This is a genomic window from Mesorhizobium sp. LSJC280B00 (genome assembly GCF_000502835.1).
GTDB lineage: Bacteria > Pseudomonadota > Alphaproteobacteria > Rhizobiales > Rhizobiaceae > Mesorhizobium.
This window is the reverse complement of record NZ_AYVL01000002.1, coordinates 18,427-33,534: the sequence shown is the minus strand read 5'-3', so window position 1 is coordinate 33,534 and position 15,108 is coordinate 18,427. Positions and strand designations below refer to the sequence as shown.

At 63.8% G+C, this 15,108-nt stretch carries 13 protein-coding genes; 4 read left to right on the top strand and 9 right to left on the bottom strand.

Annotation, left to right across the window (positions count from 1 at the left end):
- Positions 1–77: 77 nt before the first annotated feature.
- The 4 genes from X773_RS42405 to X773_RS42390 all read right to left on the bottom strand — a co-directional run bounded on the left by X773_RS42405 (position 78) and on the right by X773_RS42390 (position 5,576).
- On the bottom strand, positions 78–1,511 hold the full coding sequence (locus X773_RS42405; protein WP_023674351.1) for a pitrilysin family protein: 1,434 nt from the start codon (positions 1,509–1,511) through the stop codon (positions 78–80).
- Positions 1,512–1,680: 169 nt separating this feature from the next.
- On the bottom strand, positions 1,681–3,045 hold the full coding sequence (locus X773_RS42400; RefSeq protein WP_023674350.1) for a pitrilysin family protein: 1,365 nt from the start codon (positions 3,043–3,045) through the stop codon (positions 1,681–1,683).
- 97 nt (positions 3,046–3,142) lie between these two features.
- Positions 3,143–3,697, bottom strand: coding sequence for a 16S rRNA (guanine(966)-N(2))-methyltransferase RsmD (gene rsmD / locus X773_RS42395; RefSeq protein ID WP_023674349.1), 555 nt, complete (start codon positions 3,695–3,697; stop codon positions 3,143–3,145).
- The gene (locus tag X773_RS42390; protein ID WP_023674348.1) at positions 3,678–5,576 is read right to left on the bottom strand and encodes a pseudouridine synthase; all 1,899 of its coding nucleotides are present in this window, start codon (positions 5,574–5,576) and stop codon (positions 3,678–3,680) included. The genes rsmD and X773_RS42390 overlap by 20 nt, the downstream gene beginning before the upstream one ends.
- Positions 5,577–5,652: 76 nt before the next feature.
- Between X773_RS42390 and X773_RS42385 the strand changes: the two genes are divergently transcribed.
- Positions 5,653–6,105, top strand: coding sequence for a nucleoside deaminase (locus X773_RS42385; protein WP_023674347.1), 453 nt, complete (start codon positions 5,653–5,655; stop codon positions 6,103–6,105).
- Between the two features lie 71 nt (positions 6,106–6,176).
- On the opposite strand, the gene X773_RS42380 is transcribed toward X773_RS42385, so the two are convergent.
- Complete coding sequence (locus X773_RS42380; protein ID WP_023674346.1) at positions 6,177–6,857, bottom strand: hypothetical protein; 681 nt, start codon at positions 6,855–6,857, stop codon at positions 6,177–6,179.
- Positions 6,858–7,051: 194 nt separating this feature from the next.
- The gene (gene ileS, locus X773_RS42375; RefSeq protein WP_023674345.1) at positions 7,052–10,042 is read right to left on the bottom strand and encodes an isoleucine--tRNA ligase; all 2,991 of its coding nucleotides are present in this window, start codon (positions 10,040–10,042) and stop codon (positions 7,052–7,054) included.
- A 42-nt stretch (positions 10,043–10,084) separates the two neighbouring features.
- On the opposite strand from ileS, the gene X773_RS77935 reads away from it, so the two are divergent.
- Together X773_RS77935 and X773_RS42370 are read left to right on the top strand one after the other, a co-directional pair.
- Entirely contained in the window at positions 10,085–10,789 is a 705-nt protein-coding gene (locus tag X773_RS77935) for an antitoxin Xre/MbcA/ParS toxin-binding domain-containing protein (protein WP_023674344.1), read from the top strand.
- Positions 10,790–10,794: 5 nt separating this feature from the next.
- Positions 10,795–11,229: an RES family NAD+ phosphorylase gene (locus tag X773_RS42370; RefSeq protein ID WP_023674343.1), complete on the top strand. Its 435-nt coding sequence runs from the start codon at positions 10,795–10,797 to the stop codon at positions 11,227–11,229.
- A 3-nt stretch (positions 11,230–11,232) separates the two neighbouring features.
- Here X773_RS42370 and X773_RS42365 read toward each other — a convergent pair whose 3' ends face one another.
- Together X773_RS42365 and X773_RS42360 are read right to left on the bottom strand one after the other, a co-directional pair.
- A complete protein-coding gene (locus X773_RS42365) occupies positions 11,233–12,036 on the bottom strand; it encodes a MipA/OmpV family protein (RefSeq protein ID WP_023674342.1) in 804 nt (267 codons plus the stop codon).
- A gap of 198 nt (positions 12,037–12,234) precedes the next feature.
- The gene (locus X773_RS42360; RefSeq protein ID WP_031211148.1) at positions 12,235–13,140 is read right to left on the bottom strand and encodes an alpha/beta hydrolase; all 906 of its coding nucleotides are present in this window, start codon (positions 13,138–13,140) and stop codon (positions 12,235–12,237) included.
- A 343-nt stretch (positions 13,141–13,483) separates the two neighbouring features.
- On the opposite strand from X773_RS42360, the gene X773_RS42355 reads away from it, so the two are divergent.
- Positions 13,484–14,038, top strand: a complete 555-nt coding sequence (locus X773_RS42355) for an HdeD family acid-resistance protein (protein WP_023674340.1) — start codon at positions 13,484–13,486, stop codon at positions 14,036–14,038.
- Between the two features lie 78 nt (positions 14,039–14,116).
- Here X773_RS42355 and X773_RS42350 read toward each other — a convergent pair whose 3' ends face one another.
- Entirely contained in the window at positions 14,117–15,100 is a 984-nt protein-coding gene (locus tag X773_RS42350; protein WP_023674339.1) for a bifunctional riboflavin kinase/FAD synthetase, read from the bottom strand.
- Between the last annotated feature and the right edge of the window lie 8 nt (positions 15,101–15,108).

Sequence of the window (15,108 nt, the reverse complement as noted above, 5' to 3'; positions counted from 1 at the left end):
TCGCCTTCGGCGACACCTTCTCCCACAAGGGGAGAAGGGGGAGCCAACCGGCGCAGGCCAGTGCGGGAAAAGTGGGCTCATCCCTTGCTTCCCAGCTTCGGCCCGACCACCATGACGGCCGGCTCGGCGGAGAGCAGCTTTTTCGCCACCGCTTTCACCTGGTCCAACGTCACCGCGTTTATCAGGGCGGCGCGGCGCTGCATGTAGTCGATGCCGAGCTTGCCGAGCTGGATCTCGAGCAGCGTTGAGGCGATCGCGCCGGAGGAATTCAGATTGTTGATGGCATAGGCGCCGATGATGTATTTCTTGGTCGCCGCCAGCTCGGCTTCGGTCGGCCCCTCCTCGGCCATGCGCTTGACCACGTCGCGCACCACGGCCAGCGTCTCGGCCGCCCTATCGGCGCGGGTCGAGGTGGTGATGGACAGCGCCTCGGAATGCTGGTGGTCGACGAGGTCGGAGCTGACGCTGTAGGCCAGGCCGCGCTTCTCGCGCACCTCGTCGAACAGCCGCGAGGTGAAGGTGCCGCCGCCGAGGATCTCGTTCATCAGCACCGCGGCAAAGAAATCCGGCGCGTTCCGCTTCACGCCGGGATAGGCGAGTTGCAGCGAAGCCTGCGGCTGGTCGTAAACGACCTCGAGCTGCTGGCCGAGCTTCAGCTCGATGTCGGGAACGGGCGTAAGCGCCTGCTTTTCCGGCAGGCTGCCGAACACCAGGTCGAGCTTCTGCTTCAGCGTCTCGGCGTCGATGGCGCCGACCACCGCGACATGCAGGCCGTCACGGGCGAAATTTGCCTTGTGGAAGGCGCTGAGATCGGCCGGCGTAATCATCGCGATGCTTTGCCTGGTGCCCTGGTCGGGCCGCGCATAGGGATGCCTGCCGTAGATCGCGTCCAGCCATTTGCGTTGGGCGAGCGTATCGGGATCGCGCTCGTTGGCGATGATGCCGGACAGGATTTGCGCGCGGATGCGGTCGATCGGCACCTGGTCGAAGCGCGGCTGGTTGACCGCCACCCGCAACAGGTCGAAGGCGCCGTCGCGCTGCTCGGCCAGCATGCGCATCGAGCCGTAGATGCCGTCGCGCTGCGCATCGAAGCTCATCTCGGCGCCGACATCGTCAAGCTTGATCTGGAAGGCCTCGCTGTCGAGGTTGCCGGCACCTTCGTCGAACAGGCCGCTCATCAGATTGGCAAGCCCTTCCTTGCCGGGCGGATCCTGCGTCGCGCCGCCATCGAAGACGAAGCGGATGGCGACGATCGGCACCGAATAGTCCTCCACCAGCCAGGCGGTGATGCCCTTCGACGAGGTCACCTCCTGGATGTTCACGGCGGCGCGAGCGGAAAGCGCCGGCAGGAGGAGAAAGAGAAGGGAGAGGAACAGGGTTGCTAGAAGAGCGCCGGCGTGCTGGCGCTTCCCTTCTCCCCTTGTGGGAGAAGGTGGATCGGCGCGAAGCGCCGAGACGGTTGAGGGGTGTTGGACGGAGTGCCGTTGGTGCCAAGCTGGAACACCCCTCATCCGACCGAGCTTCGCTCGGCCACCTTCTCCCACAAGGGGAGAAGGANGCCAAGCTGGAACACCCCTCATCCGACCGAGCTTCGCTCGGCCACCTTCTCCCACAAGGGGAGAAGGGGAGGAGCCCACGAGGGGAGAAGGCAGAGCGGGACCATGCTGGCTCATCATCAAATCAATTCCCGGCTTGGGTTTGCGGCAGAAGATAGCCGGTCGTTGCGTGGTCGAGATTGAGATAGCGGGCAGCGACCGCCTTGACCTGGTCGGCGGTGACCTTGCGGATGCGGTCCGGCCATTGCTGGACGTCCTGGACGTTACCGCCTGTGGCGAGCGTCGAGCCGTAGATGTTGGCCATGTCTTCCTGCTTGTCGCGGGCAAAGATCATCGAGCGTACGAAACGGTCCTTGGATTTTTCCAGCTCGTCGCTGGTGACGCCGTCTTTCGCGATGCGGGCGATCTCGGCGTCGACCGCGGCCTCGATGTCGGCAAGCTTGGCATCGCCGCGCGGCGCGCCGTAGACGGTGAAATTGGTGTCGTCGAGCATGGTGCCCTGGAAGAAGGCGCCGGCCTCGGCGGCGATGCCTTGCCTGACGACAAGCTCCTGGTAGAGCCGGCTGCGGTTGCCGCCGCCGAGGATTTCGGACAGCACGTCGAGCGCTTCGCCTTCGCCGGGCTTTGCCGTGTGATAGGACGGAACCACCCATTGCGTGGTAAAGCTCGGCACGCTGACGCGCCCGTCGGTCAGCGTCACCGTGCGCCTGGTGTTCTGCTCGGGCTCGACGGGTCGGATGCGCGGCGGCAGGTCCGGGCCGCGCGCGATCTTGCCATAGGTCTTTTCGGCCAGCGCCTTGACCGTTTCCGGTTCGACATCGCCGGCCACCACCAGCACGGCGTTATTGGGTGTATAATATTTGTTGTAGAAGGCCATCGCGTCGGTGCGGTTCAGCTTCTCCATCTCCTGCATCCAGCCGATGACCGGAATGCGATAGGGCTGGTTCTGCCACAGCGTGGCGTCGATCTCCTCGTCGAGCACTGCCTGCGGATTGCTATCGATGCGCGAGCGGCGCTCCTCGAGGATGACGTCGCGCTCGGTTTTGATGACGTCGTCGTTGAGGATGAGATTGCGCATGCGGTCGGCCTCGAAGCCCATCATCTCACCGAGCGCCTGAGGCACCACCGTCTCGTGAAAGGCGGTGTAGTCGTAGGAGGTGAAGGCGTTGTCCGAGCCGCCGATGGCGGCGACGGCACGGTCGAGCTCGCCCGCCGCATGGTTGCTGGTCGCCTTGAACATCAGATGCTCGAAGAAATGGGCAATGCCGGACTTGCCCGGCGGCTCGTCGGCGCTGCCGATCTTGTACCAGACCATATGGGTGACGATGGGGGCGCGGTGATCGGGGATGACGACGACCTCCATGCCGTTGTCGAGCAGGAAATCGGTCACCACGCCATCGTCAGGATTGTTATCCGCCAGAGCCGGCGCGGCCATCACCAGAGCCAGTCCCAAGAGCGTTCCGCGCAGCCATTCAGCCTGAAATGTCATAGATGGCTCCGGTTTGTAGTGGGACGATAGGCGGGGTTGCTGGTCGAGGCAAAGCGAATTGTTCGTCATTTTGAAGGCGCCATCGTGGAAGCCGAACTCAGGCGGCCTCGATGAACCGGATGACCGTCTCGCCATAGTTGCGCTCGTCGACAACCGAAAAGCCCGACCCTGCCTCGAACGGCGCCACCGCCGCTTCCTCGACGACGCAGAGCGCGCCGGGGGCGAGCCAGCCACCGGCCTTGGCCGAGCGCAACGCGCGTTCGCCAAGGCCTTTGCCATAGGGCGGATCGGCGAAGACCAGGCCGAATGCGGCGATGGTGCCCGCCTCGCCCAAGCCCGTCGCGTCGCGGCGGAAAATCTTGGTGCGGCCGGTGAGGCCGAAGGCCTCGACATTGGTGCGGATCAGGCCGCGCCCTTCGGCGGATTCCTCGATGAAGACAGCGTAGGAGGCGCCGCGCGACAGCGCTTCGAGGCCGAGCGCGCCGGTGCCGGCGAACAGGTCGAGCACGCGCGCGCCGTCCAGTCTTTCGGGAAAGCGATGCGCCAGCACGTTGAAGACCGCCTCACGCGTGCGGTCGGTGGTCGGGCGGATGGCAAAGGTGCGGGGCGTCGCCAGCGGACGCCCGCGAAACTCACCGCCGACGATCCGCATTGCTCCCTTTCGGGCCGCCGCGCGGCCGGTCGCCACCGCCATCCGGGCGCTCGCCGCGCGGTTTGCCGAACGGCTTTGCACCGCCGCCTTGCGGCTTGCCGCCGGGCTTGCCGTAAGACGGCTTGAACGATGCCTTGCGCGCCTTGTTTTCTGCCGCCTTGGCGGCGTCTGCCTCCGCCCTGCCCTTGCCGATCGGCCGTGCGCCCGGCGCCATCCAGACATTGGCCTTGCGCTGGCCCGGCGGCTCGATCGGCCGCTGCTCGCGTTCGGATTTTTTCCCACCGAAGCCGCCACGAGGCTTGTCGCCACGGGGTTTGTCCCCGAAGTCGCTGCGTTCAGGTCTGGGGCCACGCTCGCCAAAGCTCTTTTTTGGCGCAAAGCTCCTGTCAGGGTTTGTCGACAGCTTGCCGAGCGCTTCGTCGCGGCTGCCCTCGCGCCGCTTGCGGTTCTTGATCAGGCCGCCCTCGCCGATCGGCCGGCGTTCGCCGTCGCGGGTGAATTTCGGCCGCTCGGGCTCCTCCTCGCGCTCACGCCTGACCGGCTTGTTGGAAAACGGCTTGGCGATATCGGCATCGAAATTGGCGCCGGACTCTTCGACCAGGCGCTCGCCGAGCTGGTCGCGCAGCACGCGGCCCTTGATCTCCAGCACATGGCCTTCCGGTAAATCGTCGAGCTGGAACGGCCCGTAGGAAATACGGATCAGCCGCGTCACGTCGAGACCGAGCGCGCCCAGGATGTTCCTGACCTCGCGGTTCTTGCCTTCGCGCAGGCCGAGTGTCAGCCACGCGTTCGAACCCTGCTCGCGGTCGAGCGTCGCCTCGATGGCGCCATAAAAGACACCGTCGACGGCAATGCCTTCGCGCAGGCCGGCAAGCGCGCTTTCCTCGACCTTGCCGTGGACGCGCACGCGGTAGCGTCGCAACCAGCCGGTCGCCGGCAGTTCGAGCACGCGCGACAGGCCGCCATCATTGGTGAGCAGCAGCAGGCCTTCGGTGTTGATGTCGAGCCGGCCGATGGTCATCAGCCGCGGCAGCCCGGGCGGCAGCACGTCGAAGACGGTCTTGCGGCCTTCGGGATCGCGGTTTGTCGTGACCACGCCGGCCGGCTTGTGGAACAGGAAAAGCCTGGTGCGCTCGATCGGCGGGATCTCCATGCCGTCGAGATGGATGATGTCGCCGGGCATGACGTTGAAGGCCGGCGAGGACAACACCTTGCCATTGACCTTGACGCGGCCGGCCGCAATCAGTTCCTCGGCGTCGCGGCGCGAGGCCAGGCCGGCACGCGCCAGCCGCTTGGCAATGCGTTCGCCGGCTTCTTCCGTTGCCTCGACGCGACGCGGGCGCGGCCTGAAGCCGCCTTCCGATGCCGCCTGTGCCCTTTGTGCCCCTTGCGGTCGATCGCCGCCAAAATCACGCTTGGGACGATCGCCAAAATCACGCTTGGGACGGTCGAAGCGCCTCTCGCCGCGCTCGCTTTCGGCAGCTGCTGGCCGGTCGCCGCGCGGTGCGTAAGGCTTGCGCGGACCTTCGCGCTTTTCATAAGGCTTGCCTTCGGGTCGTGGGCGCTTGCTGAATGGCCGGTCGCCTTCGGCAGCTGCCGGCCGGTCGCCGCGCGGTGCATAAGGCTTGCGTGGACCCTCGCGCTTTTCATAAGGCTTGCCTTCCGGACGCGGCCCTTTGCTGAATGGCCGGTCGCCGCCTTTGAAGTCGCGCTTCGGCCGTTCGCCTTCGGCCGCCGCCGGCCGGTCGCCGCGCGGAGTGTAGGGTTTTTTGGCGCCGAAGGACGGCTTGCCGCCCTTGCCTGGAGCGCCATCGCGACCGCGCGGCCCCGCCGGTTTCGGGCCGGCCTTGCGCGGGAACTTTTTGTTTTTGTCGTCCATGTGGCCTTTGCTCGTTTGCGCGGGTAGTAACAGGATCGCGCTCTAGTGGCGAGGAGATAATCGGAATGGAAACCGCGTGAAGCGGCAGGATTTCATGGCCCTGGCGCTGAAAGAAGCCGAAGCCGCCGCTCAGCGCGGCGAGGTGCCGGTTGGCGCGGTCGTTGTCGGTGGCGATACGGTCGTTGCCAGTGCCGGCAACCGCACCCGTGAGTTCGCCGATCCCACCGCCCATGCCGAGATGCTGGCGATCCGCGAGGCCTGCCGCAAGCTTTCCAGCGAGCGGCTCAGCGGCCACGATCTCTATGTGACGCTGGAGCCGTGCGCCATGTGCGCCGGCGCCATCTCCTTCGCCAGGCTGCGCCGGCTCTATTTCGGCGCTGCCGACGAGAAGGGCGGCGCAGTGGTCAACGGCGTTCGCTTCTTCACGTCACCGACCTGCCACCATGTGCCCGACATCTATCCGGGCATTGCCGAGAACGCTGCAGCTGCATTGCTGAAGGACTTTTTTCGCGAGCGACGCGAACCCTGATTTTCTGGTCCGGCAGACGGTCCGAATCCAAGTCAACCAATCCAGGCCAGAAAGTCTCTGGCGCCGTCAGCCTACCAGGGCAGCCAGTCGAACATGCCGCCGCTCTTACTCTTGGCGGCCGCCTCCCTCTTGAGGCGGCGTTCCTTCTTGTACTCGTCCTCGCCGAGGTCACCCTGCGGCGCGGTGGCGGCGGCAGCGCGGTATTGCACCGGCGGCTCGCTCAGATATCTACGAGTGGTCGGGTCGCCCTGTTTGCCTTCAGCCCGGCGGCGCATGATTTCCGCGGAGCGGGCCTTGTCCGAATCGGCCGGAGTCCAGGCTGGCGGGTGGCTCGAGCCCGACTGCTTCAGCGCGGCCTTGACCGACGCCGGATCCGTCTGCACGTCATCGATGACCTGCGCCTGGTAGGCCGGGTCGTCCTGATGCAGGGTGGCATCGGCGCGCAGGCGGGCACGGCGCTGCTCCGGCGATTCGGGCCATTCGGCACTCGCCGTCTCGATGCTTTCCTGCGGCGGCGGCAAGACTTCCTTCTGCCCCGGCCCCGGCTTCACCAGCGTGGGGCGCGGCTTGTAGTCGATACTCTCCTTGCGCTTGGGTGCGAAGGAAAAAGCCCCGGTGAGGTCGCCAGCCAGCTGCGCGCCCGCGGTCTTGTCGGTTCCGTAAGTGGGCGAGCCCATGCAGCCGGACAAGGCGAGGCCCGATGCGACAAGCGGCGCCAGCAGCGCAACGCGCGCGTAAGTTCTCTCGGTCATGCCAAAAAGTCCCACTGTAGACAGCCTCTCGATTGCCGCCGGCCAAAGAAAGGTCCGGTCCCCATCGCCATGCTCTTCCGACGGAATTCCGGCGACAATTTGTCGTCCGGAGTTTCGCGTGTTTACCTCAACCACTCGTTAAGGGCAACGCGCGGGGGCCGATCGGCCGCCCGCCGTGGCATTTGTGCACCGCCTTAAAGGCGGCTCAAAGCCTTCAGCTCATGCAGGACAGCGGCGTCACGGGCCGAAACATCCGGGAATTCCGGATCTGATCCGACATCGGCGGTGTAGCGCCAGGAGCGCGCGCATTTCACAAGGCCGCGGTCCTCCGCTTTCTCGACGACCACGGCGACGCCCTTGACGTCGTCGAGGGTAAAGCTGCCCGCCGGCGCTTTGCCGTGCACGATAACCAGATCGCTGGTGATCGCCATCTCGGCCATATCGACATCGGCGATCGCCGCTTCGAGCGCGGCATCGTCGAGGGTGACGACCGGCACCGCTTCCAGCGAAGAGCCGATGACCTTCTGCGCACGGGCAATTTCCAGCGCGCCGGTGACGACACGGCGAACCTGCCGAACCTTGCGCCACTTCTCCGCCAGCGCCTCGTTCCTCCAGTCCGCCGGGATTTCCGGGAACTGGTCGAGATGCAGGGAGACCGCATCCGGATGACGGTCGAGCCAAGCCTCTTCCATGGTGAAGGGCAGCATCGGCGCCAGCCATTTCACCAGGCAGTCGAAGAGATGGCGCACCACCTGCACGGAAGCCTTGCGCTTCACGCTGGAAGGCGCTTCGCAGTAAAGCGCATCCTTGCGGATGTCGAAATAGAAGGCCGACAGCTCTACCACCATGAAGTCGAGCAGCGCGCGGGTGATGCGCTTGAATTCGAACGCGTCGTAGCCCGAGCGTACGACCTCATCGAGCTCAGCGAGCCGGTGCAGCATCAGCCGCTCCAGTTCAGGCATCTTATCCAGCGGCACCTCCTCGCCATCGTCGTGGGCGAGCGTGCCCAGCATCCAGCGGATGGTGTTGCGCAGCTTGCGGTAGGCGTCGATATTGGTCTGCAGCACGTTCTTGCCGAGCCGCTGGTCTTCCCAATAATCGGTCGTCACCACCCACAGCCGCAAGATGTCGGCGCCGGACTGCCTGATGACGTCCTGCGGCACGACGGTGTTGCCGAGCGACTTCGACATTTTCCGCCCCTCCTCATCCATGGTGAAGCCATGGGTGACGACGGTGTCGTAGGGCGCCCTGCCCCTGGTGCCGCAGCTTTCGAGCAGCGAGGAGTGGAACCAGCCGCGATGCTGATCGGAGCCTTCGAGATAGACGTCGGCCGGCCATTTCAGGTCGGGCCGGTCCTCAAGCGTGAAGGCATGCGTCGAGCCTGAATCGAACCAGACATCGAGGATGTCCATGACCTGCTGCCATTTCGAGGCATCGTGATTGCCGAGGAACCGCTCCTTGGCGCCGGCGGCGAACCAGGCGTCGGCGCCTTCTTTCTCGAAGGCGTCCATGATGCGCTGGTTGACTGCCTCGTCGCGCAGCACATTGCCGTCGGCATCGGCAAAGACGGCGATCGGCACGCCCCAGGCGCGCTGGCGCGACAGCACCCAGTCGGGGCGCTCCTCGATCATGGCGCGGATGCGGTTCTGGCCGGCGGCGGGCACGAAGCGGGTATCGTCGATGGCTTTCAGGGCGCGGCTGCGCAGCGTCGTGCCGTCGCCAAGCTCCTTGTCCATATAGACGAACCATTGCGGCGTGTTGCGGAAGATGATCGGCTTCTTCGAGCGCCAGGAATGCGGATAGGAGTGCTTCAGGCGGCCGCGCGCGAACAGCGCGTTGCGCTTGATCAGCTCGTCGATGACAGCCTGGTTGGCGTTGCCCTTCTTGCCATTGTCGTCGATGACGCGCGCCGCTCCACCCTCGCGGTCCGGGCCGAAGCCCGGCGCGTCCTTGGTGAAGAAGCCGGCATCGTCGACGGTGAAGGGGATCGCGGTGTCGATGCCACGCTGGCGAAGATCAGAGGCAGCATCCATCCAGGCGTCGAAGTCTTCGCGGCCATGCCCCGGCGCGGTGTGGACGAAACCGGTGCCGGCATCGTCGGTGACGTGATCGCCGGCGAGCATCGGCACGGGAAAATCGTAGCCGCCGCCCAGAGCTTTGAGGGGATGCGAAAGCGTAAGGTTTTCAATCTCTTCGGCGCCAACGCTGCGAAGCCGATTCAGAGTGACCTTGGCGTTCGCGGCAGCGTCGTCCGCAAGTTTCTCGGCAAAGATCAGCTTTTCGCCGGGCTGAGGACCAAAGGCGTTCTCGGCCGCCGTAACCTCGTAGAGACCATAGTTGATGCGCGGCGAGTAGTTGACGGCGCGGTTGCCGGGGATTGTCCACGGCGTCGTCGTCCAGATGACGACGTTGGCATCAAGCAGATCGAGCGACGTCTGCGTCAGCTTGGGGTCCAGGGCTGGCTGCCCATCCTCGATGTTGATGACCTGGCGAGCGAGGCTGACGACCGGAAACTTCGCCCAGATCGTGTCCGACTCATAGTCCTGGTATTCGACCTCCGCCTCGGCCAGCGCGGTGCGCTCGACCACGCTCCACATCACCGGCTTGGAGCCGCGATAGAGCTGGCCGGACATTGCGAATTTCAGCAGCTCGCCGGCGATGCGCGCCTCGGCATGGAAAGCCATCGTCGTATAGGGATTGTCGAAGTCGCCGACGACGCCGAGCCGCTGGAATTCGGAACCCTGCACGTTGATCCAGTGCGCCGCAAACTCACGGCATTCCTGCCGGAACTCGTTGACCGGCACCTCGTCTTTGTTCTTGCCCTTGGCGCGGTACTGCTCCTCGATCTTCCATTCGATCGGCAGGCCGTGGCAATCCCAACCGGGTACATAGTTCGAGTCATAGCCGCGCATCTGGAACGAGCGGGTGATGACGTCCTTGAGGATCTTGTTCAGCGCGTGGCCGATATGGATGTTGCCATTGGCGTAGGGCGGGCCGTCGTGCAGCACGTATTTTTCGCGGCCGACTGCGTCTTCGCGCAACTTGCGGTAAAGGTCCATGTCCTGCCAGCGCTTGACCAGCAGCGGTTCCTTTTCCGGCAACCCGGCGCGCATCGGGAAATCCGTCTGCGGCAGGTAGAGCGTTTTGGAATAATCGATCGTCTCGGCGGTCTCGGTATCAGTCATTCGTCTGCCATATGCGTTGCCGGCGGCAAAAGAGCCCGGGCGTTGAACTATCATGATCTGGAAAAAGCGCGAGAGGCCGCGCGCAAGATTCCCGGCGGCTCCGGCGGCGGTCAGGCCGCCCGGAACACCGGGCCTGTAATTCGTATCGCAGTCGCGAGAAGGCGCGAAAAGCTCGTCATGGCTGGGCTTTTAACCGACACAGGCGATGTTGAAAAGCCCGAACTCTCGGCGGTTTCCTGTCGGGGCATCATGGTCGTTAGTTTGTTGTCGTGGTTTTCCTTGCATGATGTGCCACTTGCGCCTATGTCTAGGGGCAAGTGGCAGCGGAGCCAGCTCATGTCTAGTCTGCATAGCAAGGTTCGCCCAGAAGCCGATCCCGCCGACGCCGCAATTCCCGATACCGCGACGGAACGGTTTCTCGTTCATGTCACCAGGGTCGAAGGGCTCCGTCAACGGGGCTTCAGTAGTGATGAAATCTACAAGATCGTCGGCCCGCGACGGACCCTGGCGCGTCGTAAAGAGCGAAACGAGACTCTGACGATCACCGAATCCGACCGCGTCCAGCGACTTGAGCGGGTTTCAGCGATGGCGGACCGGGTTTTCGGCAGTCATGAAAAGGCGCAGCGTTGGTTGCGCAAGCGCAGCAGAGTGCTCAACGAGATACCGATCAACCTCTTGCAGTCCGAGACGGGTGCCGTCCTGGTGGAAGAAGAGCTCCATCGCATCGATTACGGCATTCTCGCCTAACACATATGCGGCTGTGGCGCATTTCCAGCTACGCCGATCTCTCCGGCGCCGGTGGCATGGTCAGCGCCGGCCGTTGGCATGTCATGGGGACACCGATCGTCTACTGCGCCGATCATCCAGCTACAGCGCTTCTCGAAATTCTGGTGCATGTGGACGCGGAAGACCTGCCCCAGACCTATCAGCTTCTGGAAATCGAAGTGCCGGACGGCGTTACCGTTGCATCTCTGGAATTATCTGATGACTGGAAGCACGATACAGCCACGACGCAGCGGCTCGGCACGGATTTTATCGCCACAGCCAAGCACGCCGTTATGGAAGTCCCCTGTGTGATCGTCCCGTTTACAAGGAACTATCTCTTCAACCCAGATTTGCTGGCGCGCGACGGCATCCACATCGTTGAGGTCACAACGCATCCTATCGATACCCGATTGCTGGGGTAGACATCACATCGAAAAATCGAAGCGATAGGTCGTCGACACGCCGATCATGAACTGATCCCTGGAGCCGCGCTCCTTGACCAGGCTGGAATCGGCGGCCGGGCCCATCAGGCGGGAATATTCGCCGAACAGACTGGCCGTCATCGGCTCGGTCACCTTCCAGGTCACCGCGCCGCCCAGGCCCGCCGACTTCACCCCGCCGCCGGGATGATATTCGCTAAGTCCCGAGGCCAGGGACTCCTTGGCATCAACGCCGTAATAGGCGTCGAAATAGTCCGATGAGGCGAACGAAACGCGCGGTCCGGCCGAAATCCTAACGTCGGACGTCACATCGTAAAAGGCGTCGGCGGCGATGTCGGCGACAAAGCCGTTATGGGCGCGAATGCCGTGCCGCAATTCGGCGCGGGCACGCAGCCAATCCAAAGGATAGAATTCGAAGAAGCCGCCAGCCTCGCCGCCCCAGTGCACCGGGTCGAGACCCTTCAATTCGTCGGCGTCACCACCGTCGCGGGAAAACAGGAACTTGCCTGTCAGGCCGGCGCGGACGCCGCCATCGTCGATCAATGCCAATGAGATATTGTCGTTGCGCGAGGTGAAGCGCGCCGCGGGACCAGCCTTGCCGAGCGAGATGATCGGCGAGGCACTGAGCAGGTACTTCTTGCCGCCCTCGAAATTCGGGGCAACCATGCCGGTGGCGCCGACCGTCAGGTACCAGTCTCCGGACAGCCAGCCGAAGGTTCCCTCGCCGGCCTTGGCAACGCCGCAGGTGCCGAGCATGAATGCGGCCAAGATCGTCGGGACAGACCGCATCGTTACTCCATACGTCGAACGCATTGGCCGATACAACCAGCCTTGACTGAAGCCATGGCGCCAGTTCGGTAAAATTTGACTTAATATCCGCAACATTGGCAGCGTTGGCCGGCCTGTTCCGCGTTGCAGTCGATTGTTTGGCGCACCAAGATTCCAGATCAAGTGTTTGGAATACGATAGCAGTTGCCTCGGCAGGGGTTACAAACATTCGCGGACAAACATGCCTGCGCTGTGAAGAGCGCGGCGACCGGCGCTCAACCCCGCATTCCAAACCGGCCAAGCGTGAATCATATGAGGCCAAATTTCGAGACCTACTTTAACGTCAGCCGCGCCAGCGGCTTCGGCGAGCCGAGTTGCGTCCGACAACAGCGTCTCGGCCGAACCGGCTTGTATCAGCATTGGGGGAAATCCGCTCAGATCGGCGAACAAAGGCGAGATCAGCGGATCGCGCCGACCAACGCCATTGGGAACATAGGCCGTTGCCAGTTCCTCCAAATACGCCCGGTGGATGATAGGGTCGATTGCGTCCTTGGTTGATAGTGTCGCGCCGGACATCGAAAGGTCCGTCCAAGGCGAAACCAGCCAAAGACATCGCGGCAACGGCTCGCCTGCCGTGCGCAATATACTGACCAGGCACAGAGTGAGGTTGCCGCCCGCACTGTCTCCGCCAACCACGATGCGATCCGACGCGATGCCTTGCCGGCTCAGAAAGCGCCATGCGGTGAGTGCGTCTTCATGTTGCGCAGGGAAAGGATGTTCCGGTGCGCGGCGATAGTCGATCGCGAGGGTGCGTATTCCCATTGCCCGACCTGCCTCGGTAACCATTCGACGATGACTTTTAAGGGAGCCGGAGCAGTAGCCACCACCGTGGAAAAAGAGCAGAACCTTATCCCTGTCACTCCCAGGCGCCAGGGACCACTCGCCCGCGAGGCCATCGAAAACCACATGCTCGCATCGGATGTCCTCCGCGACTGGCCACACCGAACCGACTTCGTCGAGCCGTGCCCGGCGTTCGTCCCAGCGGACCGTTCGAGGCTTTGAGGTCAACAACCTGCGGACGGCGTTGATCTCCGTCAGATCGAGGTGTTCGTCCGCATCGCTCATTTTGCTTCCCTAGCCTCATCAAGCGTAGAAAACGGCATATAGCAGCAGCACACGTCATCGTATAAAGGGCCAATGCCAGCACTGGGAATTTTCGTTACACTTGCGCCGCGGCGAATACACGGGACGACGGGTCGCCCGTAAACCCGCTTGTTATCTTTTAGCACTGGCTCACCCCCCACATGATCGAATTATTCCATCTGGTATTTGGCCGCTTCGGGTCAAAAACGGAGGTCTAGCGGATCGCTCGGGAGTGTGGCGCTCACAGCCTGCTCGCTGGACGGGCAAGGCGATCGGCGCTACCTTCCGGAACAAAGAAGCTAGGCAACCTTGAGGGAGAAGGGCAATGACCGTGCACAGCGATGCCATGAAAGACGCCATTGGCCAGACGCGGGCGAAATGGGGGTGGTTCGTGGCGCTCGGGGTGCTGCTGCTTGTCTTCGGCGGCATCGCCTTCGGCAATCTGTTCATCGCAACCGTCGCCTCCGTCTTTGTCGTGGGCTGGCTGATGCTGATGGCCGGCATTGTTGAGATTATCCATGCCTTCGGCGTGAAGACATGGGGCCGCTTCTTCTATTGGCTGCTCAGCGGCCTCCTCTACGCCGTCGCCGGCTTCTTCGCCTTCGACAATCCGGTCCTCGCCTCGACGGTGCTGACCTTCCTCCTGGCGGTCGCGCTGCTTGCTTCAGGCGTGCTCAGGGCCTGGGTAGGCTACAGCCACCGGCCGCAGCCGGGCTGGGGCTGGGTGGTCGCGGCCGGCATCATCAGCGCACTGGCGGGACTGGTCATCGCCATGGGCTGGCCGGTCAACAGCGTGTGGGTGCTCGGCCTGTTCCTGGCCGTCGACCTGATCTTCCAGGGCTGGACCTTCATCGCCCTTGGCTTGGCACTGAAGAGATAAATTCTGGTTGAGCATGATCTTAATCGGAAAACCGGTTCCCAGTTTTTGCTTCGCTGACCTTCAGTTCGGGACCATGCTCTAAAAAGCTATGGCCGCGTCCAGCCCGGAAAGCGGCCTGACGCCGGCGAGCAGTGCCTTCGCCTCGGCCTCGTCACGCTTCATCTGGGCGACCAGCGCGTCAAGCCCATCGAACTTCACCTCCGAGCGCAGGTAGCCGAAGAAGGACACGGCACAAATCTCTCCATAGAGGTCGCCGGAAAAGTCAAAGACGAAGGTCTCCAGCAGCGGCGCGCCACTGTCGTCGACCGTCGGCCGGCGGCCGAAGCTGGCGACGCCATCATGTAGCGAACCGTCGGCGCGGCGGAAGCGGACGGCATAAATCCCTTCCTTGAGGGTGGCTTCCGGCGAAAGCCTCATGTTTGCGGTCGGAAAGCCGAGTGTCCGGCCGAGCTGCTGGCCGCCGATCACCTCCGCCTGGACGGTGAAACGGTAGCCGAGCAAGCCGGCGGCCTCGGCCACATTGCCCTCGCACAGCAGCGTGCGTATGCGGCTCGACGACACCACCTCGGCGCTTTCGTCGCGAAACGCATCCACCAGCGTGACGCCGAAGCCGTGGCGCTCGCCGGCAGCCATCAGATAGGCCGGACCGCCCTGGCGGTCCTTGCCGAAATGGAAATCGAAGCCGGTAACGGCGTGGCTTATGCCGAGGTTGCGCTCGAGCACGCCGGTGACGAAGGCCTCCGCCGACAAGGAGGCGAACTCGCGTGTGAACGGCTGTTCGACCAGCGCCGCAAAGCCCAGATGCGACAACAGCCGCGCCTTCATCGGCGGCGGCGTCAGCACGAACAACGGCATGTCCGGCCTAAACACCTTTCGCGGATGCGGTACGAAGGTCAGCACCAGGGCGGGTACGCCGCGACGCTCCGCTTCGGCGCGCGCGCGTTCGAGCACCGCCTGGTGGCCGCGGTGGACGCCGTCGAAATTGCCGATAGCCACCACGCCGCCGCGCAGATGGGCCGGCAGCGGTGCGGTTGCGGAAATGCGTTCGAACATGGCCGTCATGGCTTGAA

What these genes read in the sequence shown, in the direction of transcription:
- X773_RS42380 (WP_023674346.1), bottom strand. Translation starts at nt 6,857, where the DNA reads ATGACCGAGAGAACTTACGCGCGCGTTGCGCTGCTGGCGCCGCTTGTC.
- ileS (WP_023674345.1), bottom strand. Translation starts at nt 10,042, where the DNA reads ATGACTGATACCGAGACCGCCGAGACGATCGATTATTCCAAAACGCTC.
- X773_RS42405 (WP_023674351.1), bottom strand. Translation starts at nt 1,511, where the DNA reads ATGAGGGGTGTTCCAGCTTGGCACCAACGGCACTCCGTCCAACACCCC.
- X773_RS42390 (WP_023674348.1), bottom strand. Translation starts at nt 5,576, where the DNA reads ATGGACGACAAAAACAAAAAGTTCCCGCGCAAGGCCGGCCCGAAACCG.
- X773_RS42350 (WP_023674339.1), bottom strand. Translation starts at nt 15,100, where the DNA reads ATGACGGCCATGTTCGAACGCATTTCCGCAACCGCACCGCTGCCGGCC.
- X773_RS42360 (WP_031211148.1), bottom strand. Translation starts at nt 13,140, where the DNA reads ATGAGCGATGCGGACGAACACCTCGATCTGACGGAGATCAACGCCGTC.
- X773_RS42355 (WP_023674340.1), top strand. Translation starts at nt 13,484, where the DNA reads ATGACCGTGCACAGCGATGCCATGAAAGACGCCATTGGCCAGACGCGG.
- rsmD (WP_023674349.1), bottom strand. Translation starts at nt 3,697, where the DNA reads ATGCGGATCGTCGGCGGTGAGTTTCGCGGGCGTCCGCTGGCGACGCCC.
- X773_RS42400 (WP_023674350.1), bottom strand. Translation starts at nt 3,045, where the DNA reads ATGACATTTCAGGCTGAATGGCTGCGCGGAACGCTCTTGGGACTGGCT.
- X773_RS42365 (WP_023674342.1), bottom strand. Translation starts at nt 12,036, where the DNA reads ATGCGGTCTGTCCCGACGATCTTGGCCGCATTCATGCTCGGCACCTGC.
- X773_RS42370 (WP_023674343.1), top strand. Translation starts at nt 10,795, where the DNA reads ATGCGGCTGTGGCGCATTTCCAGCTACGCCGATCTCTCCGGCGCCGGT.